The 24207-nt window shown below is 58.2% G+C and carries 20 protein-coding genes and 1 pseudogene; 8 read left to right on the plus strand and 13 right to left on the minus strand.

The genetic code is table 11. The features are described 5' to 3' along the window. Positions 1-7 precede the first annotated feature (7 nt). The gene (locus JOE33_RS24040) at positions 8-727 is read left to right on the plus strand and encodes a dienelactone hydrolase family protein (protein ID WP_025990781.1); all 720 of its coding nucleotides are present in this window, start codon (positions 8-10) and stop codon (positions 725-727) included. Positions 728-734: 7 nt separating this feature from the next. Here the strand turns inward: JOE33_RS24040 and JOE33_RS24045 are convergent, their stop codons facing one another. After that, complete coding sequence (locus tag JOE33_RS24045) at positions 735-1934, minus strand: MFS transporter (RefSeq protein ID WP_187625927.1); 1200 nt, start codon at positions 1932-1934, stop codon at positions 735-737. 244 nt (positions 1935-2178) lie between these two features. Between JOE33_RS24045 and JOE33_RS24050 the strand changes: the two genes are divergently transcribed. The 5 genes from JOE33_RS24050 to JOE33_RS24070 all read left to right on the plus strand — a co-directional run bounded on the left by JOE33_RS24050 (position 2179) and on the right by JOE33_RS24070 (position 7270). Further along, positions 2179-3537 (plus strand): AAA family ATPase, encoded by a 1359-nt coding sequence (locus tag JOE33_RS24050; RefSeq protein WP_187625926.1) that lies wholly within the window; start codon positions 2179-2181, stop codon positions 3535-3537. Beyond that, on the plus strand, positions 3524-4174 hold the full coding sequence (locus JOE33_RS24055; protein ID WP_032612541.1) for a hypothetical protein: 651 nt from the start codon (positions 3524-3526) through the stop codon (positions 4172-4174). Before JOE33_RS24050 ends, JOE33_RS24055 begins: the two co-directional genes overlap by 14 nt. 125 nt (positions 4175-4299) lie before the next feature. Further along, a complete protein-coding gene (locus JOE33_RS24060; RefSeq protein ID WP_096139431.1) occupies positions 4300-5031 on the plus strand; it encodes a GntR family transcriptional regulator in 732 nt (243 codons plus the stop codon). A 51-nt stretch (positions 5032-5082) separates the two neighbouring features. After that, complete coding sequence (locus JOE33_RS24065) at positions 5083-6369, plus strand: MFS transporter (protein ID WP_010426917.1); 1287 nt, start codon at positions 5083-5085, stop codon at positions 6367-6369. Between the two features lie 55 nt (positions 6370-6424). Beyond that, positions 6425-7270 carry an amidohydrolase family protein gene (locus JOE33_RS24070; RefSeq protein WP_025990779.1) on the plus strand — a complete coding sequence of 282 codons (846 nt, stop codon included), beginning with the start codon at positions 6425-6427 and terminating at the stop codon, positions 7268-7270. Positions 7271-7274: 4 nt separating this feature from the next. Here the strand turns inward: JOE33_RS24070 and JOE33_RS24075 are convergent. The 6 genes and pseudogenes from JOE33_RS24075 to pncA all read right to left on the minus strand — a co-directional run. Then, a pseudogene (locus JOE33_RS24075) lies at positions 7275-7667 on the minus strand (efflux RND transporter permease subunit); the annotation flags it as partial. Between the two features lie 135 nt (positions 7668-7802). Continuing rightward, complete coding sequence (locus tag JOE33_RS24080) at positions 7803-8666, minus strand: alpha/beta hydrolase (RefSeq protein WP_096101718.1); 864 nt, start codon at positions 8664-8666, stop codon at positions 7803-7805. 496 nt (positions 8667-9162) lie between these two features. Then, positions 9163-10560, minus strand: a complete 1398-nt coding sequence (locus JOE33_RS24085) for a HAMP domain-containing sensor histidine kinase (RefSeq protein WP_187625925.1) — start codon at positions 10558-10560, stop codon at positions 9163-9165. Beyond that, on the minus strand, positions 10538-11221 hold the full coding sequence (locus JOE33_RS24090) for a response regulator transcription factor (protein ID WP_003371891.1): 684 nt from the start codon (positions 11219-11221) through the stop codon (positions 10538-10540). The genes JOE33_RS24085 and JOE33_RS24090 overlap by 23 nt, the downstream gene beginning before the upstream one ends. Before the next feature lie 86 nt (positions 11222-11307). Then, on the minus strand, positions 11308-12243 hold the full coding sequence (locus JOE33_RS24095; protein ID WP_032612551.1) for a formate/nitrite transporter family protein: 936 nt from the start codon (positions 12241-12243) through the stop codon (positions 11308-11310). Between the two features lie 140 nt (positions 12244-12383). Next, on the minus strand, positions 12384-13028 hold the full coding sequence (pncA, locus tag JOE33_RS24100) for a bifunctional nicotinamidase/pyrazinamidase (RefSeq protein WP_010426904.1): 645 nt from the start codon (positions 13026-13028) through the stop codon (positions 12384-12386). A 192-nt stretch (positions 13029-13220) separates the two neighbouring features. Here pncA and JOE33_RS24105 point away from each other — a divergent pair, with 192 nt between their 5' ends. After that, positions 13221-15347, plus strand: coding sequence for a TonB-dependent receptor (locus JOE33_RS24105; protein WP_187626204.1), 2127 nt, complete (start codon positions 13221-13223; stop codon positions 15345-15347). Between the two features lie 105 nt (positions 15348-15452). On the opposite strand, the gene JOE33_RS24110 is transcribed toward JOE33_RS24105, so the two are convergent. The 5 genes from JOE33_RS24110 to JOE33_RS24130 form a co-directional block, all read right to left on the minus strand. After that, entirely contained in the window at positions 15453-16700 is a 1248-nt protein-coding gene (locus JOE33_RS24110; protein WP_096130411.1) for a cellulase family glycosylhydrolase, read from the minus strand. Between the two features lie 421 nt (positions 16701-17121). Next, a complete protein-coding gene (locus JOE33_RS24115; protein WP_096130410.1) occupies positions 17122-18078 on the minus strand; it encodes a D-2-hydroxyacid dehydrogenase family protein in 957 nt (318 codons plus the stop codon). A gap of 41 nt (positions 18079-18119) precedes the next feature. Then, the gene (locus JOE33_RS24120) at positions 18120-18773 is read right to left on the minus strand and encodes a DUF1345 domain-containing protein (RefSeq protein WP_010426896.1); all 654 of its coding nucleotides are present in this window, start codon (positions 18771-18773) and stop codon (positions 18120-18122) included. Positions 18774-18925: 152 nt separating this feature from the next. After that, positions 18926-20278 carry a glucarate dehydratase gene (gudD, locus tag JOE33_RS24125; protein WP_010426894.1) on the minus strand — a complete coding sequence of 451 codons (1353 nt, stop codon included), beginning with the start codon at positions 20276-20278 and terminating at the stop codon, positions 18926-18928. 63 nt (positions 20279-20341) lie between these two features. Then, positions 20342-21667 (minus strand): MFS transporter, encoded by a 1326-nt coding sequence (locus JOE33_RS24130; protein WP_032612562.1) that lies wholly within the window; start codon positions 21665-21667, stop codon positions 20342-20344. A 460-nt stretch (positions 21668-22127) separates the two neighbouring features. Between JOE33_RS24130 and JOE33_RS24135 the strand changes: the two genes are divergently transcribed. Continuing rightward, entirely contained in the window at positions 22128-22841 is a 714-nt protein-coding gene (locus JOE33_RS24135) for a FadR/GntR family transcriptional regulator (protein ID WP_032612564.1), read from the plus strand. A 257-nt stretch (positions 22842-23098) separates the two neighbouring features. Here JOE33_RS24135 and JOE33_RS24140 read toward each other — a convergent pair whose 3' ends face one another. Beyond that, positions 23099-24190: an alpha/beta fold hydrolase gene (locus JOE33_RS24140; protein ID WP_187626205.1), complete on the minus strand. Its 1092-nt coding sequence runs from the start codon at positions 24188-24190 to the stop codon at positions 23099-23101. Positions 24191-24207: the final 17 nt, after the last annotated feature.

The following is a 24207-nucleotide window of genomic DNA, read 5'->3' on the forward strand; positions in this document are numbered from 1 at the left end:
CATGAACATGCTGAAATTCTTCGCTGTCTTGCTGTTTGCCTTCGTCGGAATGGCACAGGCGCAGGACACCTTGCACACCGATCTGCCACTCGATTATCTGGCGCAGACCAATGTCGACAAGCCTGACCAGCCGCTGGTGATTTTCATCCACGGTTACGGCAGCAATGCGGCCGACCTGTTCGGTCTCAAGGAACATCTTCCGGCCGACTACAACTACGTCTCGGTGCAGGCCCCTGTGGCGCTGCGCGCCGACAGCTTCAAATGGTTCACCCAGAAGCCCGGCGTCGCGGATTACGACGGTGTGACCGAGGACCTGAAAAGCAGCGGTACCCAGCTGGCTGCGTTCATTGGCAAAGCCACTGAGAAGTTTCACACGCAGCCAGGCAAGGTCTTCCTGATCGGGTTCAGCCAGGGCGCAATGATGAGTTACGAAGTCGCCCTGCGACAGCCCAAACTGGTTGGCGGCTTCGCGGCATTGAGCGGACGGCTGCTGCCGGTCGTGAAGTCCGAGGTCAAGGCCTCTGACGATCTCAAGGCCCTGAGCGTATTCATAGGTCACGGCACACAGGATCGCCAAGTGGCCTATGCCAGCGCCCCGCAAGCCGAAGCGACCTTGAAATCGCTCGGCCTGACGCCGCAGTCCCATGCATATGAAGGCATGGGACACAGCATCAACGAGGCTGAAGTGATGGATCTGGCGGATTGGTTGAAGCAGTCGACCCGTTAAGGGTCGATTAGCCTTCGCCTTGCTTGGAGCGATCCCTGAGAAACGCCAGCAGCGCAATCAGCGGCAGCGTGGTGCCGGCGATCAGCACCCAGCTCCAGCCGCCGTGATCAAACAGAGGGCTGGCGATGGCCGAGCCAATGGCGCCACCGATAAAAATACTGGTCATGTACAGCGCGTTGAGCCGGCTGCGGCTGGCGGCATCCAGCGCGTAGACCGTGCGCTGGCCCAGCACCATGCTGGTCTGCACGCAGAAATCCAGGACTACGCCCGTTATGGCCAGGCCAATCAAACTATAGGCAGGGTGAACCAGGCCCGGAAGAAAACTCAGTGCGCCGAACAGCAGCGCGCCCAGTGAGGCTATGCGTGTGTAGCCGGCGTCTGCCAGGCGGCCGCTGATGGGTGCGGCAATGGCTCCGATCGCGCCGATCAGGGCGAAGATCGCGATCTGGGTTTGCGACAGCCCGTGATTACGTGACAGCTCCAGCGGGACGGCAGTCCAGAACAGACTGAAGGTCGCGAACATGCAGGCCTGATAAAAGGCACGCTGGCGCAGCACCGGCTGAGTACGCAAGAGAGTCCATAGCGAGAACAGCAACTGGCCGTAGGACGCACGATGATCCGGGAGGCGTTTTGGCATGGTGGTCGCCAGTACCACGCTGATGCCGATCATCACCACGGCCGCCGAGCCGAACACCGCCCGCCAGCCGAAGTGGTCAGCCACCAGACTGGCAATCGGCCGCGCCAGCAGAATCCCCAAAAGCAGCCCGCCCATGATCCCGCCAACAACCCGCCCACGCGACTCCTCCGGGGCCAGATGCGCCGCCAGCGGAATGAGCATCTGCACCGACACCGAACTGAAGCCGACCAGCAGCGAGACCAGCAAAAACACATTCGGCTGCTCGGCAAAGGCGGCACCCAGCAGACTGAGCACCGCAACCGCCGTGGTGATCAGCATCAGCCTGCGGTTCTCCAGCAAATCACCCAGTGGCACCAGAAAGAACAGCCCCAGCGCGTAACCGATCTGCGTCAACGAAACGATCAGACTGGCCGCCGTACTCGACAGCCCGATGTCCGGTGCAATCAGCTCGATGATCGGCTGGGCGTAGTAGATGTTGGCGACAATCGCGCCGCAGCAGAATGCAAACAGCATGACCATGGCCGGGGTCATGGTCGCAGTGTTATGTGAGGATTGGGACGAGTGGGGCATGAAAGTCTCGCTTGAGCATGGACTGTCAGACGCTGGATGCGTGTCTGTCAGACGGTTTTTGATCGATGCAGCGCAGGCTAACGGGTTTGTCGGCCATTAAGTAGGTGCGGCGAGTTGATACAGGATATTTCCGGGAATGATGATTTGATGTAAGTCGTTTTATGGCGAGCTCTTCACGGAGCGTGCAGGAGTGCCATAATGCCGATCGTCATCGTATTCTGGACCAATCCCTTCAGGGACCTTCATGGAAATCAAAAGCTTCAGGCTCATTAACGTGGGGCGGTTCAGTGATCTGGACGTCGCTCTGGCACCTACCGAAAAGCGTGCGTCGAAGGTGACCGTGCTGGTCGGGAACAATGGTGCTGGGAAGACGACGTTGCTCAAGTCCGTGGCCACATCGTTAAGCTGGTTGGTGGCAAGGGTAAAAAGCCCGAGCGGTATTGGCAGGCGGATAGATGAGGATGCGATTCAGAACGGTGCTGCAACGTCTTCGATCCTTATTCGTGTACAAGATGTGCTGATTTCGGATTTCTTGGTTGACTCGCTTGAGTTTCAATGGGGAATTGCAGCTAACCGGAGAGGGCGTCACTCTGCCTCTACCATAGGCTTAGGTGAACTCACAAAACTGGCGGGAGGCTACCGCTCAGAACTCACGGAAAAGGCTGATTTTTCACTTCCTCTTCTGGCTTTCTATCCTGTCGAGCGGTCTGTCATTGAGATACCGCTCAAAGTCCACTCCAAACACACTTTTGATCAGTTGGACGGCTACGACAACGCGTTGGGTCGGGGCGTAGATTTTCGCCGTTTTTTTGAGTGGTTCCGGGAGCGTGAAGACAGCGAGAATGAAACGGGTATCTCGACAGAGCTGCTTAATGAGCTGTCTCAAAAAATAGCACCCGGCACGCCAGTATGGGAATTGCTTGCCAAAGAGCATGCCTCGTCGCGTGATCGTCAGCTGACAGCGGTCAGAACTGCGATTGAAGCTTTCATGCCGGGCTTTACAAAGCTGCGTGTCAAACGTAAGCCGCGCTTGCATATGGCTATTGATAAAGACGGCAAGACGCTAAATGTATCCCAGTTGTCCCAGGGCGAAAAATCGATGATGGCACTCGTCGGCGACATCGCCAGACGCCTCGCCATGATGAACCCCGCGCTTGAAAACCCATTGCAAGGCAATGGCATCGTTCTGATCGACGAAGTTGATCTGCACCTGCACCCCAAATGGCAGCGCAGCCTGATTGCCCAGCTCACTACGACATTCCCCAATTGCCAGTTTCTCCTGACCACCCATTCGCCGCTGGTTATCAGCGATAGCAAAGATGTGCTGGTGTACGTCATGGACGATGGTGAGTTACGCGAGCAGGACAGTCTTTATGGCCTTGATGCCAATCAGGTTCTGTCGAGTGTCATGGACACCGGCATTCGCAACGAGGCAGTTCAGAACTGCCTGGACGAAATGCAGCACTTCTTGATGAGGGGCGAGCTTGATGAGGCTCGTACTCTCTACGGAGTGCTGGCCGACCAGTTACCTGCAGATCACATTGAACTGGCTAGGGCTTCGTTACTGATTCGCAAGCTGGAAATACGTCGTGAGAAAGATTGAAAAGGGAACTCTCGCGGTGCTGGAGAAATGGAAGCGCGCGAACAAGGGAAAGAAATACGCGGACCTCGTGGGGCACGACAATCTCAAGGATGCCATTCGTCATGCCTGTGTTACTGAGCAGCATGGTTTGTGCGCCTATTGCTGTTGCAGAATCACCGTCGAGAAGGGCAGTGCCCGCAATGAACATGTCGAAGCACAATATCTTGCTCCGCACCGCACGCTGGACTTCAACAATATTGTTGCGAGCTGCACCAAGGCCGGACGGTGTGACGATGCCCATGGTCGTCAGCCTCTACCGCTTACACCGTTGATGATCGAATGTGAAAGCGAGCTGCAGTTTGAGCTGTCGGGTCTGGTGGCAGGCCTAACGCCTCGGGCATGCGTCAGTATCAAGACACTTAATCTGGGTGATACTCATGCCTCGAACCGAGGCCTCGTAGGTGAGCGCAAGAGGATGATTGATGCGCTGTTGTTCTCCTGCAGCATGAATCCTGGCGAACTGTTGGCCGAAGAAGATGATGTTCTTGACCTGTTAAAGGATGAACTCCTTGAATCAGACGCTCAGCGCTTGCTTCAGGCATTCTCTCCAGTGTTGGTCAATGTGATTCGTAGCATCCAGGCCGCTCGTCATTCCTGAATCAGCTCTTCAAACGCGATTCATACCTCGATAGCCGGCTGACTGCCGGTTCTTGACGCCCTATGGCATCCCCTCAATAATCAATCTGCTTGAAAATTCATATAGATGACTGGACGAATAAAATAATGAACAAGCTTTCCAGCGACGAACGTCTACCACTTTATCAGCGTCTGCGCGACAGCCTGGCGGAGCAGATTGCCAACAATCGCTGGCGTCCGGGCGAGGCGATTCCTACCGAGGCGACTTTGTCCGCGGAGTATTGCCTGTCTACCGGCACAGTGCGCAAGGCCATTGATCTGCTGGTCAGCGACAACATTCTGGAGCGTCAGCAGGGGCGTGGCACGTTCATTCGGCGTGCACAGTTTCAGTCATCGCTGTTTCGTTTTTTCCGTTTTCAAACCGAAGCGGGTGAGCGCCGAGTGCCGGAAAGCCGGATTTTGTCCGTCGAACCTGTGGCTGCGCCTTCCTCGGTCGCTCAGGCGTTGGGGCTTGGTGCCGGTGCGCCGGTGATTCGCATGGTCCGCTTGCGGTTGCTGGATGGCGAGCCGGTGCTGGCTGAAGAAATCTGGTTGCCACGGGTGCGGTTTCAGGCATTGCTGGAGCTGGACCTCGATACGCAGGGGCCATTGCTTTATCCGATCTACGAAGACGTCTGCGGTCAGGTGGTCGCCTACGCGCAAGAAAGCCTGACGGCCGAGACGGTCAACGACGTGTACGGCCGCTTGCTGCAGATTCCGGTTGGCAGTGCGGTAGTGGTCATCGAACGTGTGGCTCGCGATTACGCCGGTGAGCCACTGGAGTGGCGTCGTTCGCGAGGGCACGCCAGCCATTTCCGCTACAGCGTGGAAATTCGCTGACAGCGCTGCAGTCTGCCAGAGCCGCTCAACGCTCATTAAGGATAAAAAGCCATGTTCAACTGGTATCGCGACGTCACTCCCAAGGAACGCAAGACCTTCTGGGCCTGTTTTGGCGGCTGGTCGCTGGACGCTCTGGAGGTGCAGATGTTCGGTCTGGCCATTCCGGCCCTGATTGCTGCCTTTGCCCTGACCAAGGGCGATGCCGGGCTGATCAGCGCGGTAACGCTGGTGACATCTGCGTTGGGTGGTTGGGTGGGCGGGACGCTGTCGGACCGCTATGGTCGGGTGCGCACGCTGCAGTGGATGATCCTGTGGTTTTCCTTCTTTACCTTTTTGTCTGCGTTCGTGACCGGTTTCAACCAGTTGCTGATCGTCAAGGCACTGCAGGGCTTTGGCATCGGTGGTGAGTGGGCGGCAGGCGCGGTGCTGATGGCCGAGACGATCCAGTCCCGTTACCGCGGCAAGGTCATGGCCACCGTGCAAAGTGCGTGGGCCGTCGGCTGGGGCTTGGCGGTGGTGCTGTTCACCCTGATTTATTCGTTTGTGCCGGAGGATATCGCCTGGCGGGTGATGTTCTTTGTCGGCCTGCTGCCCGCCCTGATGATCATCTGGGTGCGACGCAATGTCGAAGAGCCGGACAGCTTCCTGCGCATGCAGAAAAGCGCCGCGCCGAAGGTCAACTTCTTCAAGTCGATGGCCGGGATTTTTCGCCCCGAGCTGTTGCGCGTTACCTTGCTCGGTGGCTTGCTGGGGCTTGGTGCGCATGGCGGTTATCACGCGGTCATGACCTGGTTGCCGACCTTTCTCAAAACCGAGCGCAACCTGTCAGTGCTCAGCTCCGGCGGCTATCTGGCGGTCATTATCGTTGCGTTCTGGTGTGGCTGCGTGTGCAGCGGTCTGTTGATCGATCGCATTGGTCGACGCAGGAACATCATGCTGTTCGCCTTGTGTTGCGTGGTTACCGTGCAGTGCTACCTGATGCTGCCGTTGAGCAACACACAGATGCTGTTTCTCGGTTTTCCGCTGGGCTTTTTCGCAGCAGGCATTCCGGCCAGCCTCGGCTCGTTTTTCAATGAGCTGTACCCGGCAGAGGTACGTGGTGCCGGGGTGGGCTTCTGCTACAACTTCGGGCGCGTGCTGTCGGCGGTGTTTCCGTTTCTGGTAGGGCATATGAGCCAGTCAATGTCGCTTGGCAGCGCCATCGGCATCGACGCCGGCATTGCCTACGGCGTGGCAATGATTGCCGCTTTCTGCCTGCCGGAAACCCGTGGACGCAACCTCGAAGCCACGCTGCCGGTTGCCGAGCCACTGGACAAGGGCGCAGCGCAGCAAGCTTGAAAATCCTTTCATCCGCGGTGTTGCGGCACCGCGTCGACTTCTTATAGACGAACCCATGACTGATTCCTGTACCACGCCAATGCTGGGCATCGATGCCCACGCACATGTCTTCAGCAAGGATTTGAGCCTGGCGTCAGGGCGACGTTACAGCCCTGACTACGACGCAACGGTGCAGGCCTATCTGGCCAACCTGAGTGAACATGGCCTGAGCCACGGCGTACTGGTCCAGCCCAGTTTTCTGGGGACCGATAACCGGTTTCTGCTCGACGCTCTGGCGCAGGCTCCGGACCGGTTGCGCGGCGTGGCGGTGGTCGACACGGACATCAGTCGCGGTGCGTTGCAGCATATGGCCAGGCTGGGTATTGTCGGCATCCGCCTGAACCTGATCGGCAAGCCGCTGCCGGACTTCGCCGCGCCGGAATGGAAGATGCTGTTCAAACACATCTGGACGCTCGGCTGGCATGTCGAACTGCACCGCGAGATAGCTGACCTGCCGGGGCTGATCCGTCAGTTGCTACCGTTTGGTTGCAAGCTCGTGATTGATCATTTCGGGCGGCCCGATGCGCGTCTCGGTGTTGATGATCCGGCGTTCCAAGCCCTGCTGGAATTGGGGCTGAGCGGGCAACTGTGGATGAAGGTTTCGGCAATCTACCGTCTGCGCGGCAGTGTCGAGCAGAACGCGGCGTTTGCTCGCGCGGCATTGCCATTGCTGCTGCAGAGCTTTGGTCCACGCCGACTGGTATGGGGCAGCGACTGGCCGCACACCCAGCATGAGCACGTGGTCAGCTACCCCCGTGTGGTCGAGCAGTTCCGCGCGCTTGAATGCCCGGATCCGCTCAAGCGCATTATGTTGGTCGAGGCACCGCAGGCGCTGTTCGATTTTCTGCCTGTCGAAATCTGACCTTCTAAGCAGCAGGTGGCTTGATCCGATAGCTGACCATATACAGTGCCGGCAGGAAAAACAGGGTCAGCAAGGTGGCGATGGCCATCGGGCCCCAGAACACCTCGCGGGCAATCGGGATCATGCCCAGGCTCGCGGCCGCTAAGGTGAGCGTAATCGGTCGGCAGCGATGTTCGGTGGCCTTGACCACCGATGTCCAGGCGCTTTCCCCGGCGGCAATGAATTCATCGATCTGCGTCATCAGAATCACCGAGTTGCGGATGCTGATGCCGATCAGCACCAGCACGCCAGGAATCGCCACGAACCCCAGCGGATGCCCGGAAATCAACAAGGCCGCGACCACGCCGATCAGACCCAGGGGCACCACACTGACCACCAGCAGAAGTTTTTTCACAGCCGCACGAACGCAGGAGCGTTGCAAAGGGAAAAGTCATCAACGAATAGCACTGCCCGATCAACGAAACCAACACCCATCCATCACAGCGTCACGCCGGAAAAGCACCAAGGCTTTCCGGGCGCAGGCGAGCGAGCTTCAGGCCATCGCGGTGACGCTGGGCCAAATCTCCTGGGTGGCTTCAGTACCCAGGAATGTCAGTGCGGTTCTTTGCGAGTGGTGCCACGCCGCCTTGCTTTCCAGGTCCAGAAAGTGCCCGGTGTCCGGAACTACATTGAAAGTGCTTTTGGCGATGTAGTTGGAAAACATGCGCGCATCTTCAACGGTGGTGTATTCATCTTTTTCACCATTGATGAACAGCACCGGAATGTTGATCGAGGAGAAACGCTCGACGTAGTTACTGGCGCTTAGTTGGCGAATCTGGCTGATATGAAAGTCGATCTGGCGATATTCGTGCTCGGCCAGACTGATCAGGTGCTTGTAGTTATAGAGTTTGAACAGGCGCGGCAGGTACTTGCCCACGGTGTCGTTGAGCAGTGAGCCGATCTTGCGTTTCTCGCGTGCGGCGAGATAGACCTGAGCGTTGTCGATGTAGTCGAGCATGGCCTCGTTGAGGACCGGCGAGAACGAGCTGATGATTGCCTTTTCCACGGATGGAGGGCATTCGGAAAGGGCTAGCAGGGCCGACACACCGCCCCAGGAGACCGACAGTAGGTGGTTTACCTGATAAAGATCAATCAGTTGCAGGAGAATGTTTACTTCATCTTCCTTGCTGACAATCATGTCGTCCGGGTTGTGCGCTCGGGATTGCCCCGAAAACGGCAGATCGAACAGCACCAGGTTGTAGTGCGGTTGCAAGTATTTGACTGTCTGCCCGAAAGAGCCAGTGGTCGACAGTGCGCCGTTGACCAGCAGAATGGTCTTGGCGTCGCTGCCTTTCCAGTAAGTCTCGGCGTAAACCTTGTACTTACCGATCGTTAGAATCTTCGATTGTGCGCCCATAACAGCCTCCCAGCTAAATTTTATCCAGCAATTAGTGCAGCGTTCTCTGCTTCGGCAGCCATGCCAAAGCCTCGCCTGGTAAGTGGCGAAATCCGGTGAGTTATTATTCTGGGTGCAGCGGAAACGTTACCGCAGGAACTGTGTTTGCCTGGACATAGATAACGCAGTGCCAGCATGGCGACAAGTCACTGACGTCACAAAAATGTCTATTCGCTCACATTGTGCTTTGGCGTTTAGCCATCATCTTTCGAGCGACAGGTGGATTTAATCGGGGAAAAACGCCGTATCGAGCCTGAAAAGCGTATTTATTGAGAGGAAACTGTGCGTGCTGAAACGGTCAACCCAGGCGCACATATGAAACATATAGTTACACATGAGCACTTGGCAGAACGCGCCAGATTAATATCGAAATAGCTGAAACCACCGGGCCAGACGCTTTAATCTCGTCAAAAAGCAGGCACGGTCATGCAGTCATGGGCTTGAAGGTGCCTGAGTTTCAGGCCAGCGTATTCACTGTGCGGCATTCCAGCAGCAAACTTGCGCCGCCGTATTCGCTGGTGCCTATCTGCAGCGTAAAACCGTGCAGATTGACGATTGCGGCTACTACCGAGAGACCGAGACCGAAGCCGCTTTGCTCGGTGCCGGCCTCACTGCGATAAAAGCGCTGGAACACAGCGGCGCGCTCGGCGACGGGGATGCCAGGCCCGGAATCCTGTACTTCGATGCACGGCGTGGTGCCGCCAGGGGCAGGGTAGGCACTGATTTTGACGATTCCACCGCCAGGGGTGAACTTGATGGCATTGCCCAGCAGGTTGGTCAGTGCTTCGAACAGCAGGGCGCGGTCGCCTACCAGAGTAGGTAACGTTTCATGCAGGTCGAGTATCAGGGTGATCTGGTCTTCTTCAGCCAGCGGCAGATAGAAATCATGCAGCTCCTGCAGCAATGGGCGCAGTTCCAGTTCAACGAATGCCGAGCGTCGCTGGCGGTCTTCCAGTTCGGAAATGCGCAGCAGCCCGCGGAAGCGTGCCATCAGCGTGTCAGCTTCGCTGATGACCTGGGCTATCTGGGTGGCATGGCTCGAATCGTGCGCTGACTGCTGCTGAATACGGTAAAGCTGCGCACGCAGGCGGGTCAGCGGTGTGCGCAGGTCATGGGCGATGTTGTCGCAGACGCCCTTGACCTCGTTCATGAGCTTTTCGATACGGTCGAGCATGGCGTTGACGATCACCGCCAGCATGTCCAGCTCATCTCGCCTGTTGGAAACCGGCAGACGGCCGGCCATGTCGCCGGCGATGATTGATTCGGCGCTGGCCTGGATCGCGCGGATACGCCGCAACGGCCGACGGCGCAGCAAATGCCAGCCGGCAACTCCGGGAATAATGGTCAGCGAGATGCCCCACAGCAAGGCATGCAGGATCAGCGTGCTCACGGCGAACAGCGAACCGTTCTCGCGAACCAGAACCAGCCAGCGGCCGTCCGGCGTACGATTGACGATCGCATCGCAGCTGCCTTGCGGCATGCCTGGATCGTCCGATTCGATGCAGTCGTTCAGTACGTGAATCTGGCCGTCGATGGGCAGGTTTTTCGGGATGCTGGTGATGGGCCCGGCAACCGGGCGGAAGTTCTCGTCGAACAGACCGTAGGCATCCACCGAGCGGGTATCGAAGGTCATGCTGGTGGCCAGAGCGTCCACCAGTCCCTGCCCCTCGAAGCGCGAAAACAGTTGCTGGCGATGGGTCAGCGACTGGCGCGCGAGGGTGTCCAGATAGGACGTCACCTCCCAATACAGCACGCCTAGCAGAATCACGCTCCAGGCTACGAACAGCGAGCTGTACAGTGCCAGTAATCGACTTGTGGATGATCGCCAGCCGTTAGACGGGTTCGGCAATGACATAGCCGGATCCTCGCACGGTCTGAATGAGCTGTGCGGTACCGGGTTGGTCGATCTTCTTGCGCAAACGGCCGATGTGAACGTCGATCAGGTTGGTGCCCGGATCGAAGTGGTAGCCCCAGACTTCCTGAAAAATCATCATTCGGGTGATGATCTGTCCGCTGTTGCGCATCAGGAACTCGAGCAGCTTGAATTCGGTGGGCAGCAGGGTCAGCGGCTCGCCGCCGCGACAGGCTTCCCGGGTAATCAGGTTCAGTTCCAGGTCGGCAACCTGCAATACCGTCTTGGCGGCACTGACCGGGTTGCTGCGCCGTAACAGCACCTCGACGCGCGCGGCCATCTCATCCGACGCGAAGGGCTTTGGCAGATAGTCATCCCCACCGGCACGCAGACCCCGAACGCGTTCGTCCACGTCGGAGAGGGCGCTGATCATCAGGATCGGCGTGGAAATGCCCTGGGCACGCAAGTGGGTGACGATGGTCAGACCATCCATCTCCGGCAACATGCGGTCCAGGGTAATAAGGTCATAATCGCCACTCACTGCACGCGCCAGACCGTCACGGCCATTGTCGACCCAGTCCACTTCCAGTCCGTGGCTACTGAGTTCGGTCACGATTTCCTTTGCAGTGATGGCATCATCTTCGATTGCCAGAATTCGGGTCATGGTCCCTGCCTGAATAAGTGCGTTCAAAGATTCATTCTGCCTTTAAAACCCGCCGCGTTTCCTGAAAGAAAGTTTAATGATAGGGATCATATTTCCTGCTTTGCTGCGGAATCCGCTTCCTTGAGCTTTTGCGCTTTATCAAGGCGAAGTTTTTCTTCCTTGTTTTTGCGATCACGCTCCATTTTCTCTGTGGTGTCTTTTTCACTGCGGATCTGCGCATGGCTGATCAAAGCGAAAATAAAACTGCCACCGATAATGTTGCCCGCCAGGGTGGGCCCTGCGAAAGCGAACCAGAAATCTTTCCAGCCCAGCTCACCTGCGAATACAAGATAGGATACTTCGGCCGAACCCACCACGATGTGCGTGAAGTCGCCGAGCGCCATCAGGTAAGTGATAAGCACAATGATCGCTATCTTGGCGTTTTCCATCGACGCGATCATCCAGACCATGGTCGCAATCATCCAGCCCGAGACGATGCCCTTGGAAAACATCTGGGCCATGTCGTTTTCCATGACCTTGTGGCCGATTTCCAGAAACGCCTTGTCAGTGCTGGCGTCGAAAATCGGCAGGTTGAGCATGACGTAGGCGACCAGCAGTGTGCCGACCAGATTGCCGGTCAGAACCACACCCCACAAGCGCAACAGCCGCCAGATGTTGGCCAGGTTCAGCTTGCTCATGACCGGCAGCACAGCCGTGATGGTGTTTTCCGTGAACAGTTGCTGGCGCGCCAGGATCACCGCCAGAAACCCTGCCGAATAGCCAAGGCTGCTGATCACATGGCTGCCGGGGATGCCTTCGAGGCGCGAGTTCAACAAACCCATCGCCATCAGCGACAGGCCCATGGTCAGCCCTGCGGCCAATGCCGACCACCACAGCGCGGCAACACTGCGCTCCAGTTCGTGGTCGCCCTGCATGCGAATGGTTTCGTGCAACACCGCCGCGCGGGGCGGCTGATTCTCATCAATCTCGCGCTCTTCCTCGGCTGACAGGCCGGGGGTCTTGCCATCTACTTCGTGATCCATACAACGTCCTCAGCGCCAGTGATGAAATGGACCGACCTGGGCAATGCCGGTCCGATGCTTCAGACAGGCGCCGCGCGCCGTCGTTCGCCAGCCGCAGAGCCTATCGAGAATTGTTTGAGCCAGTGCGCAGATGTGTCGGTCTAGCCCAGCAGATCCGCACTCTGTACGCGTTCGATACCCATGCCCAGCATGGTCTTCCAGGCGTTCTCCAGCGAGCCGTTCATGTCGATGGCGCGACAGGCGTCTTCGATCACAAAGGTGTTGAAACCGGCACCGCGTGCATCCTGAGCCGACCAGGCGACACAGAAGTCCAGCGCCAGGCCCACCACGAATACCGTATCGATGCCACGCTCCGTCAGGTAGCCGGCCAGCCCTGTGCGGGTCGTGCGGTCTGCCTCCAGAAATGCCGAGTAACTGTCGATTTGCGCGTTGCAGCCCTTGCGCAGGATCAGTTGCGCGTGAGGCAGATCAAGGTCGGCATGCAACTGCGCACCGTGGCTGCCTTGTACGCAATGATCCGGCCACAGCGTCTGCGGACCGTAGGGCAGGGTGATGCTCTCGAACGGCAGGCGTTGGGCGTGGCTTGAAGCAAAGGAAATGTGCCCGGCAGGATGCCAGTCCTGAGTGATGACCACCTGGGAAAAGCGCGCCCCGAGACGGTTGATCAGTGGCAGCAGCGCATCGCCGTCAGCCACCGCCAGTTGCCCGCCGGGCATGAAATCGTACTGCATGTCGATCACCAGCAAGGCGCAATGAGGATCGGCAGGCTTGTGGGAAAGAGGCATCGGGGGTTCTCTCGTGAGGCGCAATAAGCGCAGTTTGCCTGTTTATCGCCACATTGGCTAAGCGACATAAAGACACTGGCCAAGAACATTTTTGGGAATTTGTATCAGGCGTTAATACGAATCTGTACTATTCGCAAAAAAATCCTGCCAGGTCCCAAGAGGTCTGGCTTTCTTGCCAAGGGCTGCACGTCGATGCGTCGTACTCTCGTTTCACTTTGCGTTATCCAGGCTATCTCTCAAGCGGCCTGGGCTGATCAGGTGGCTGGTGTCCAACCTGCCATGGAATTGCAGAATATCGATATCCAGGGCGCCGCCAATGCCGAAACGGCACAAGGGCCGGTCGATGGTTATCGGGCCACACGCTCTGCCAGTGCCACGCGTACCGATACCTCGTTGCACGAAACCCCGCAATCGGTCAGCGTCGTAACCCGCGAAGCGGTCGAGGATATCGGTTCCACACGTTTGCAGGATGCTCTCGACTACGCGGGCGGCGTCGGGCGAGCCAACAACTTCGGTGGTCAAGGGCTGACCACGTTTACGGTGCGCGGCTTCACCACCGGCGAGTTCTACCGCAATGGCTTCCCGATCAATCGCGGTTATCCGAACATGCCGGACGCCAACACCATCGAGCGTCTTGAGGTGCTGCGCGGTCCGGCCACCACACTTTATGGCCGCGGCGATCCGGGCGGCACCTTCAACGTGGTTTCCAAACAGCCGTTGGCCGAGCCTTCCGTGACGCTGGGCAGTCAGCTCAATGATCAGGGCATGAAGCGCGGAACGCTGGATGCCTCGGGGCCACTGGATGACCAAGGCCGTTTTGCCTATCGCCTGAATGTGGTCGGTGAGGGCGGCGATACGTTCCGTGACCATGTCGAAACCGAGCGCTATGGTGTGGCGCCGGTATTGAGCTGGCAGGTCGACGACGCCACGCGGATCACCTTCGAAGGTGACTTCATGCGCAACAACGCGCCGCTGGATCGTGGCCTGACGCGGTATGCCAACCAGGTGGGCACTGCTTCCCGCGACACGTTCTTCGGCGAGAAGAGTGTGGGCAAGCTGCATAACGACAACAACATGGCACAACTGCGCTTCGAGCATGACCTCAACGCGGACTGGACGCTGGGCGGCGGCGTGCAGATCCTTGATGGCTCCCTGCAAGGCGATGCCATCGAGGCCAACGGGCTGGCGGCGGACGGTCGCACGCTCGGGCGCAACTTCAACTATCGCAAGCTGGAGTGGACCGATCGCGATGTGCAACTGAACCTGACCGGGCATTTTTCGGCTGGCGGTTTCGAGCACACGCTGCTGACCGGTGTCGAGTATGAAGATTATGATTACAAGTCGATCATTCGACGCTCAAGCGGTGCAGCAGGCGCCTACCCGATCGACATCTTCGATCCGGTCTACGGCCAGGCTCGTCCGGCACTGACTCGAACGACCACCCACGACAAGGAAAACCTCAAGACCTGGGCTGCCTTCGTGCAGGACCAGGTGACCCTGACCGAGCGCCTGAAGCTGCTGGGCGGTGTGCGTCTGGAGCGTTTCGAACACGATTACGATTCTTTCCTGCCCGGTACCAGCAGCTGGACTGCCAGCGATAACGCCGTCACACCGCGCCTCGGCCTGAGCTACAACCTGACCGACGACCTTGCCGTCTACGCCACGACCGCTCGCTCGTTCAAGCCCAACAGCGGTGCCAGCCGACTGGGTGGCGGGTTCAAGCCGGAGGAGGGCAAATCCTATGAGATCGGAACCAAGTGGGAGGCGCTGGACGGGCAACTGAGTGTCGACACGGCGATCTATCAGATCGAGAAGCGTAACGTGCTGACCACCGACCCGGTCGATTCAACGTTCAGTGTGGCGGCCGGCGAGGTGCGCAGTCGCGGCCTGGACCTGAACGTGGTCGGCAACCTGACGCCCGAGTGGCGGGTGATGGGCAGCTACGCCTACGTAGACGCCGAGGTCACCAAGGACAACACGCTGCGGTCCGGTACACGGCTGATGAACATTCCCGAGCAAACGTTCAGCCTGCTCAATGTCTACGAGTTTCAGGACGGCGCCCTGCGTGGTCTGGGTCTGGGCGGCGGCGGTCGCTATGTCGACCAGCGCGCCGGGCGTACGGCCAACACCTCTTTCTCGATGGACAGCTATACGGTGTTCGACTTGCTGGCCTATTACAAGGTCAATCCGCACGTGAAGCTCAATCTGGACCTGAAGAATGTGTTCAACACCGAGTATGAAGAAGGCTCGTTCGGCAACGTCTACGCCTATCCGGGCGCTCCGCGAACGGTGCAGGTGGGGATTGCTTATACGTTGTAATGCTGCAGGTATCGGGTTCTGACAGAGAAAGCCTGAGCCTTCAGGGGCAGCTTCAGCCGCGTGTGTCATGGGCTCCGGCCCTTGTTCACACGCAGCATGGCCTCATCAGTACTGATCGGCCTTTGAAAAACCGGTATGGCGGCGAAGTTTGCCATCCTGAAACTGGTCCTTGCCGGGTAAAATGTCCGCGCCGGCGGCTTTGAGCGCGCTCATATTGTCCTGCAGGGCTTTAGTGGCGGCGTCCTTTTGCTGGAAGGTATTGCCTGCCGTCAGGTTGGCATTACCCACTTCACCAATCTGGAATTTATAGCCGGCCTCTTTCAATGCCTTGATCTGGTTGGCAAGTCGCGAAGAGGCTTCGCTTTCCCTGGCATACACATGAAAACTTCCAATCAGGGCTGGGTTGTCTTCGCCATTGGCGGCCTTTAATTGATCGGCGAACTTGACCAGGCCGCTTTGCGGACCTGCAGTCAGTCCGCCCCCCCAGTTGCTATCCTCGACAACAATACTTCCTTTATAACCGGCATTGCGCGCAGATTTAATTAACGTGGTCTGCATGTCAGCCCATTCCTGATTTGCGCTTTTACCACCCTGATGGAAAGTATCCAGCACGAAACCGGGAAGACTGCCAAACCTTTTGAGCACGCCACTGATATCAGCCGAGGCCTGCTTCAATTTGTCTCCCGTCAGCACGTTTCCGCTACCCTGATTCGCGTTGTCGCGAAACGTGAACTGAACTTTGACACCCTGTTTGCCCCCTTCACTCAGCAATGCCCTGAGTTTATCCAACTGCCTGCCATCCTGAATCTGGTCGTGCGTCATCTGAAAGCGCAAGGTTCCGCCTCCAATCGCTTTGAGGTCCTGAATCATCTTCGTGGCCGCGGCAGGTGTGGCGATATCATCAGGATTGACGTTGGCTCCCCCGCGCAAGACAGGCTCGGCAGTTTTGACGGGCTCTGCAGAGGACACCTTGTCTTTGTCTTTGACTTTATTATCTGGCTCGGCAGGGGGCGTGTTGTCTTTGACAGTGGCCACGTCATTGAGCACGGCCTTGATATCGTCCTGACTGGCAAGCGCTTTTTGACTGGCAAGTAACGCCGTGTCCGACGGGGATGCTCCGTTCTCCAGCGCTTGAGCACTTCGTTTGAACATTGCTCTGGTATAGACCGGAGAGGTTTCCGCTGTTTCAGCGGAGCGCCTGTCGGAGGGGGTGTAGGTATCGAGTTTTGCCTGCGTATCCGAAGTTGCACCCGTCGCGCCAGCGCTCGCCGGCTGTGGGGTCCTGTCTGCCATGACAGGTTTCTCATTAGCGGCCATGAGGCTGTCATGTGGCCTGGCGGAGCGGATATTCATCGGATGTCTCAATGGTCTGTGCGAAAAGTGACTGCGCCTGGTAAAGCAGGAGAATTAATCTCGAGTCAGGCGATGACTTATTGAATGTCAGTGTTCATATAAACAAGTCGGAAACTTGATATGACGAGTGTGCGACTGTTTTTCTTTTTTCTGTTGTTTATTGATACTCGGGCTCAGGGCGCAAGTATATTCCGGACATTGTCCATCGGACGAGAAGTTTCGCATAGAACTGATTTCCATTGCAGCAAACGTCTGCACGGTTAATTCGGTTCTGTCCTTTTTTGTCCGAAGCGCCGGTCGTTTACTGGCCTGGAAGCGGGGGCCGGCAGCGAGCCCCCTGATCAGGCTTTACGGGTGCTCATATACAATGCCCGGACGTAGCGTGGCATCCATAGGTGACAGCCTGATGTTTCACGACTCGTCAGCCAAACACCCGAATCGGCGATCCCGCATGCCACGCCTGGATATCTTCGATCATCTGCCCGTAGAAAGTCCGGTAGTTGTTCTCGGTGACGTAACCGATGTGCGGGGTCGCCAGCACGTTGTCCAGTGTTCGGAACGGGTGGTCGGCCGGCAGCGGTTCGATGTCGAAGACGTCCAGCGCAGCGCCGGCGATTCTGCGCTGGCGCAATGTTTCGATCAGCGCGGCCTGATCAATGATCGGGCCGCGTGACGAGTTGATCAGATAAGCGGCGGGCTTCATCCAGCTCAGTGCTTCTGCGTCCACCAGGCCACGGCTGCGGTCGCTGAGCACCAGGTGCACCGACAGCACATCGGCCTGTTCGAACAGTTGCTGTTTGCTGACATGGGTGACGCCTGACTCGGCAGCAGCTTCTGGTGTCAGGTTCTGGCTCCAGGCAATGACTTTCATGCCGAAGGCCTGCCCGTAACGGGCGATCCACTTACCGATACTGCCCAGGCCGAGAATACCCAGGGTTTTGCCATGCAGGTCGCTGCCCAGTCCGACCTGCCAGTTGCCGGCGCGCAACGAGTTGGCCTCGGCCACCAGGTTACGGGTGATGCCCATGATCAGCGCCCAGGTCAGCTCCGGTGCCGCATGCTTATAGCTTTCAGTTCCGCACACTACAACGCCCTGACGCTTCGCCGCAGCAGTATCGATCGCTGCATTGCGCATGCCACCGGTGACCAGCAGTTTCAGCGCCGGCAACTGGCTGAGCAGCGCCGCATCGAACAGGGTTCGCTCGCGCATCACGCAAATGATGTCGAAATCTCGCAAGCGCTGCGCCATGGTCGATGTATCAGCAGGGTAGTCATGCAGAAAACTGACCTTGCCCACTGAGCCGAGCACTGACCAGTCCACCACATCGCTGGCTACGTTTTGCCAGTCGTCGAGTACCGCGATTTTCAATGGGGTCATTGTCTGAAGGCCTCTTGATGGGATTGTTTTCAAGGCAAACGCTAATTGAACAGGCTGGCGGCGATGTTGATCGAAAAGCCCAGAATCGCGGTGTTGAACACAAAGCAGATCAACGACTGGCCGAGCACGACCTTGCGCATTTCTCGCGTCGCTACGCCAACGTCGGAGGTTTGCACTGCGACGCTGAGGGTGAACGAAAAGTACAGAAAGTCCCAGTAATCGGGGTTCTTTTCGCCACCCACAAACGCCAGTGCGGGCTCCTTGCCTTTCCAGGTGTAGAACATGCGTGCGTAATGCAGGCTGAAGATCACGCCGATCATCAGCCATGAACCGATGACCGTCAGCCCTGTGAAGGCGTGGTGAAGCATCTTGGCGTCGTTGGAAAGGCCTTTGCTGCTGGCGATTTCAAAAATGATTGCGGCCAGACTGGCCAGCGCCGCAACGCAGACCGTGACCAGAATGACCCCCGCGTTTTCGTCTTCCCTCATCGCGACGCGCCGCACATCGTCAGCATCGCTGCGCAACGTGCGGATGAAAATCATGATCAGATAAAGCCATACTCCCGTGTCCCAGCCAGTCAGCAGGCTCTGGGTCAGTGTCGATTGAGGGATGAGCCAGGACCAGGCGATGCCTGCGGTCAGGCCGACCAGAGCGGCAAGGGTGAGGCGAGGGCGTGTGCGGGCGAGATGGCGCATGCGGTCTAATCGTTACTGGACATTACCAGACAGTAGCATGCCGCTTCGGCAAGCCGAATTCGATTAAAAAAAACGGCGCGCAAGGGGGTTGCGCGCCGTGTGCCAGCCGGAGAATGAACAGGCGGCGAGTCAACTGCGAATTTCGGACCGATTCAACGCACCAGACAAGGCTGCTTGTTGTTGAATTTCCAGTCCGGGATCAGAAACTGCATGGCCACCGCGTCATTCCGAGCGCCCAGGCCCATGCCTTTGTACAGTTCATGAGCCTTGGCCAACTGGTCCATGTCCAGCTCGACACCGAGCCCCGGTTTCTTCGGGACCTCGACCTTGCCACCGACGATTTGCAGCGGTGCCTTGGTCAGACGCTGACCGTCCTGCCAGATCCAGTGCGTATCGATGGCGGTGATATTGCCCGGCGCTGCAGCCGCTACGTGGGTGAACATCGCCAGGGAAATATCGAAATGGTTGTTGGAGTGCGAGCCCCAGGTCAGGCCCCACTCGTTGCACATCTGCGCTACCCGTACCGAGCCCTGCATGGTCCAGAAGTGCGGGTCGGCCAGTGGAATGTCCACTGACTGCAGCTGAATGGCGTGACCCATTTCCCGCCAGTCGGTGGCGATCATGTTGGTGGCCGTCCTGAGGCCGGTAGCGCGGCGGAATTCGGCCATCACTTCACGACCGGAATAACCGTTTTCCGCGCCGCACGGGTCTTCGGCGTAGGCCAGCACGTGATGCTGATCGCGGCACAGGCGGATCGCTTCCTTGAGCGACCAGGCACCGTTCGGGTCCAGCGTAATGCGCGCATCGGGAAAGCGTTCGGCGAGCGCAGTCACCGCTTCGATTTCCTGGTCGCCGCTCAACACGCCGCCCTTGAGCTTGAAGTCCTGAAAACCGTAACGCTGATGCGCGGCTTCGGCCAGGCGCACCACGGCCTCCGGGGTCAGTGCTTCTTCGTGACGGATACGGAACCAGTCATTATCGGCCTCGGGTTCGCTGCGGTACGCCAGATCGGTCTTGCGCTGGTCGCCGACATAAAACAGGTAACCCAGCATCTCGACCTGATCGCGTTGCTGACCTTCGCCCAGCAGTGCCGCAACCGGTACCTCCAGATGCTGGCCGAGCAGGTCGAGGAGCGCCGCTTCCAGCGCGGTGACCGCATGAATGGCAATGCGCAGGTCGAACGTCTGCAAGCCACGGCCACCGGAGTCCCGATCGGCAAACGCCTTGCGTGCCTCGTTGAGGATCTTCTGATAAGTGCCGATGCTGCTGCCGACTACCAGCGATCGCGCGTCTTCCAGCGTCTGGCGAATCAGCTCGCCGCCAGGCACTTCGCCCACGCCGACATGCCCGGCGTTGTCCTTGAGAATGACCACGTTGCGGGTGAAGTAGGGGCCATGTGCACCGCTCAGGTTGAGCAGCATGTCGTCATGGCCAGCCACGGGCACTACCTGCATTTCGGTAATGACGGGGGCCTTGCTGGTGATGTTGGATTGCTGAATGTTCATGACGGGTCCTTTAAACGTAAGGCCTTGAAAATATGACCGATGAAAAGCGGCTGCGCACGTGCATCAGTGGGTCGCCGGCGTCTGAATGGCGGCGACCGGCGTCGCACCGGGCTTGGGGGTATTGCGCGCGGCGAAAACAATGATCGCGGCGATGATCGAGGTGGCTGTCAGACCGTACAGTCCGCCCTGGATCGAGCCGGTGTGTTCTTCCAGCAGGCCGAATGTGGTGGGTGCCACGAAGCCGCCGAGGTTGCCCACCGAATTGATCAGTGCGATGACCGCAGCGGCGATCCGCGCGTCCAGATAAGCCTGCGGGATCGGCCAGAACAACGAAGAAGCCGATTTGAAGCCCAGTGCTGCGAAGCAGATGGCAACGAAGGCGAAAATAGGGCTGCCAGTGGTCGACATGAACATCCCGGCAGCGGCAATCAGCAACGCAATGGCTACCCAGGCTTGCTGGCGTTTCCACTTGGCGGACAGCGTGGCGAACGCGTACATGCCGATGATCGACAGCAGCCACGGAATGGAGTTGAACATGCCGACTTCGAAGTCAGTCAGGTCGCCCATTTTGCGGATGATGCTCGGCAGCCAGAACGTCGCTGCATAAATCGTCAGTTGGATGAAGAAGTAGATCAGGCAGAACAGAATGATCTGACCGTCCTTGAGCAGTTTGCCGATGGAGGCTTTGACTGGCGTCGCGGCTTCACGCGCAGCCTGTTCGGCATCGATGGCGTTGACCAGTGCATCCTGTTCCTCGCGGGTCAGCCACTTGGCATCGTGCGGTTTGGAGTCCAGCCAGAACCAGACGAAGAAGCACAGGCCGACCGAGAACATGCCTTCGATGAAGTACATCCACTGCCAGCCTTTCAGGCCGAAACCGGTGATTTGCAGCAACAGGCCGGACAACGGGCCCGAGATCAGCGAGGCAATGGCCGAGCCGCTGAGGAAGATGGCAATCGCCTTGCCACGCTCGACACCGGGCAGCCAGCGGGTGAAGTAGTAGATCACACCCGGAAAGAAACCGGCTTCGGCCACGCCGAGCAGAAAGCGCAGGATATAGAAGTGGGTTTCGTTCTGAATGAAGGCCATGCAGGCCGCAACGATGCCCCAGGTCAGCATGATTCGCGTCAGCCAGATACGCGCGCCGACTTTCTGCAGGAGGATGTTGGAAGGGACTTCGAAGAGGGCATAGCCGATGAAGAACAGGCCGGCACCCAGGCCATAGGCTGCAGCGCCGATACCCAGGTCATGCTCCATGTGCGAACGCACGAAGCCGATGTTGACCCGGTCGATGTAATTGACGATGAACATGATGACGAAAAGCGGCAGGACGTGACGTTTGACCTTCGATACGGCTGAATTCAGAACCGAACCTGTGCCGTCGGCCATCCCGGAGTTGGATGTGCTCACAGTTGAATCTCCCACTCGTTGTTTTTATGCGGGTATGTGCGAAGTGTGTCCTTCGCATTGTCGGTCATCATACAAGTAAAAAGTGGTTGTGCAATCCCCCGACGGTGACGATCTGCAAGATTTTTAGCGCCTTGTAATCTGCCCCTGTGCAGGCGTATTGGGTCTGTATGACGGTAATAATTTAAAATTTATACCCAGTAAATGCTGGGGTTTTCCATTGTGTGCATCAGCTGAGTATGGCCGTTGACAGCAACGCGATGGCTGATGGGAGGTAGGGTGGATTGAAACGGGAGCTTTGACAGTCTGGAATGAGTTGTAATACAAGTAAGACAACTGTGCAGGGCTTTCAGACCCGGCATTCGAACGTACCCAGCTCCTTATTTGCGCGTCCATGGCCGTCATAAGGCAGCGTAAACAGACAAGTCAGGATTCATTCAGTATGCAAGAGCCTGCCAGCACCGCGCCAAAACGCCGTCAGCACAGTCTGGCCACCGATCTGGTGACCGAACTGAGCCAGCGCATTCTGCTTGGCAAGATCGCGCCTGGTCAGAAGCTGCCGTCCGAGAACCAGATCGTCCGCGAACATGGCGTCAGCCGCACCGTGGTACGTGAAGCGATTTCCAAGTTGCAGGCGTCCGGGCTGGTGGTGACCCATCACGGCATCGGCACATTCGTGCTCGAGCGCAGTGACCAGACCGGGCTGCGCCTCAAGGTCGAGACCGTTTCCAGGGTGCGCGATATCATCGAACTGCGTATCGGCCTGGAAACCCAGGCCGTGGCGCTGGCAGCTGTGCGCCGTACCGACGAGCAACTGGCGGCCATGCGTCAGGCGCTGGATGATTATCAGGACCTGCTGGCCAACGACGACAGCTGCGTCGAGGCTGACAAACGCTTCCACATGCTGATCGCCGAAGCCACCGGCAACCCGTATTTTCTGGAGATCATGCAACACCTGGGCAGTGCGATCATCCCGCGCAGCCGCATTGCATCGAGCGAGCGGGCAGGCAACAACCTCGCGCATCAGGGCTATCTGGCCAACCTGGAACACGAGGCATTGCTCAGTGCCATTCGCCGCAAGGACCCGGATGCAGCGCGCGCGGCGATGTGGACGCACCTGAGCAACAGCCGTGAGCGGCTGGTTCCGCTGGAGTAGGCGCAAGTGTGTTTGCGAAACAGGTCGTGGATCCGCAAAAATCGTGGCGTCTGAAACAACGCCTTCGCGAACAAGTTCGCTCCTACAGAAGCCCTTATTCTCAAGCCTACGGCACAAACGTAGGAGCGAACTTGTTCGCGAAAGGGCCCGTACAGCCGCAGAAGATCTGGCGTTCAAAACGAAGTATTCGCGAACAGGTTCGCTCCCGCAGATGCCTCGCTTCCCGGTCTCGACGATACAAGGTCCGCGGTTGCGTACTACGGTGTTGCGTTCAGCACGCCGAGCAGCACTTGGCTCTGCCACTCGAAATACGGGTTGAAGGTCAGTCGCGCGTGGATCTTGCCCGGCTCGGTGTAGCCCCAGTCCGAATACCACACCGGCTCGCCTGCCATGCATTTGGCAGTGTCCGCCTTGCTCTGGCCGTTCCAGCAGATACGCTGGCTGCCGGATACGCCGTAAAGTGGATTGTCCGCTGAAAAAAGCAGGCCCATGTGTGAAAAGCGGCTGATGCGGTATTCCGGCAGGTAGTCCTTGCGCACCTCGACGCGCGGCGTATCGGCAGCCCGGGCGGGCAGGTCGCCGTACCAGATCAGGCGACTGGCGGGGCTGCTGAAGCGCTGGCTGAAATTATCCAGCACATAATCAGTATCAAGGACCGAGTCATGCTCGGCGATGGCGATGAACACCGGCTTGTCATAGCGACGCTGATGCAGGCGGTCCTGGGCCAGCGCGCTGCTGCGATAGAACTGGGCAAAACCATTGGTGGGCATGTTCATGTAGCGAACCGGCGTCTGCATTGGGCGCAGGCCTTCGTTCGGCGCGGCAAGCCAGGGTCGCGCCCAGCCGATCCACGGCGTCAGCCAGGCATAGCCGCTGTTGGAGCGAAATGCCGGCGAAAACAGGAGCAGCCCGGCGATTTCGTCATGACCATAGGCGTAATCGAGTACCAGATTGGCACCGGTCGAAAAGCCGCCCAGATAGACATTTGGCACTTCGCGACCGAGCAGTTGCGCCTGTTCGCGCACCACCTGCTGCCACTGTTCGAGGCGCACGTCGAGCATGTCTTCTGGTTTGGTGCCATGCCCCGGCAACAACACAGTTCGGACCAGATAGCCCTGCGCGGCGAGCATCTGTGCCACGTCGTGAAACGACCACGCCGAATCACCCAGGCCGTGCACCAGCAGCACGCCGCCTTTGGGCGTACCGCTCGGGGTCCACTGGCGCGGCGCGTTCCAGCCCAGCTCGGCCTGGTGGTCGGCGGTCTGGAAGTTACGCTGGTTGCGGATCAGCTCAAGGGTCTGCTGACGGTAGTCTTCAAAGCGCTGTTTCGGCTCTTCGCTTTCCGCCATTGACGTGCAGGCTTGCA

The organism is Pseudomonas sp. PvP027 (assembly GCF_017833005.1).
Classification (GTDB): Bacteria; Pseudomonadota; Gammaproteobacteria; order Pseudomonadales; family Pseudomonadaceae; genus Aquipseudomonas; species Aquipseudomonas congelans.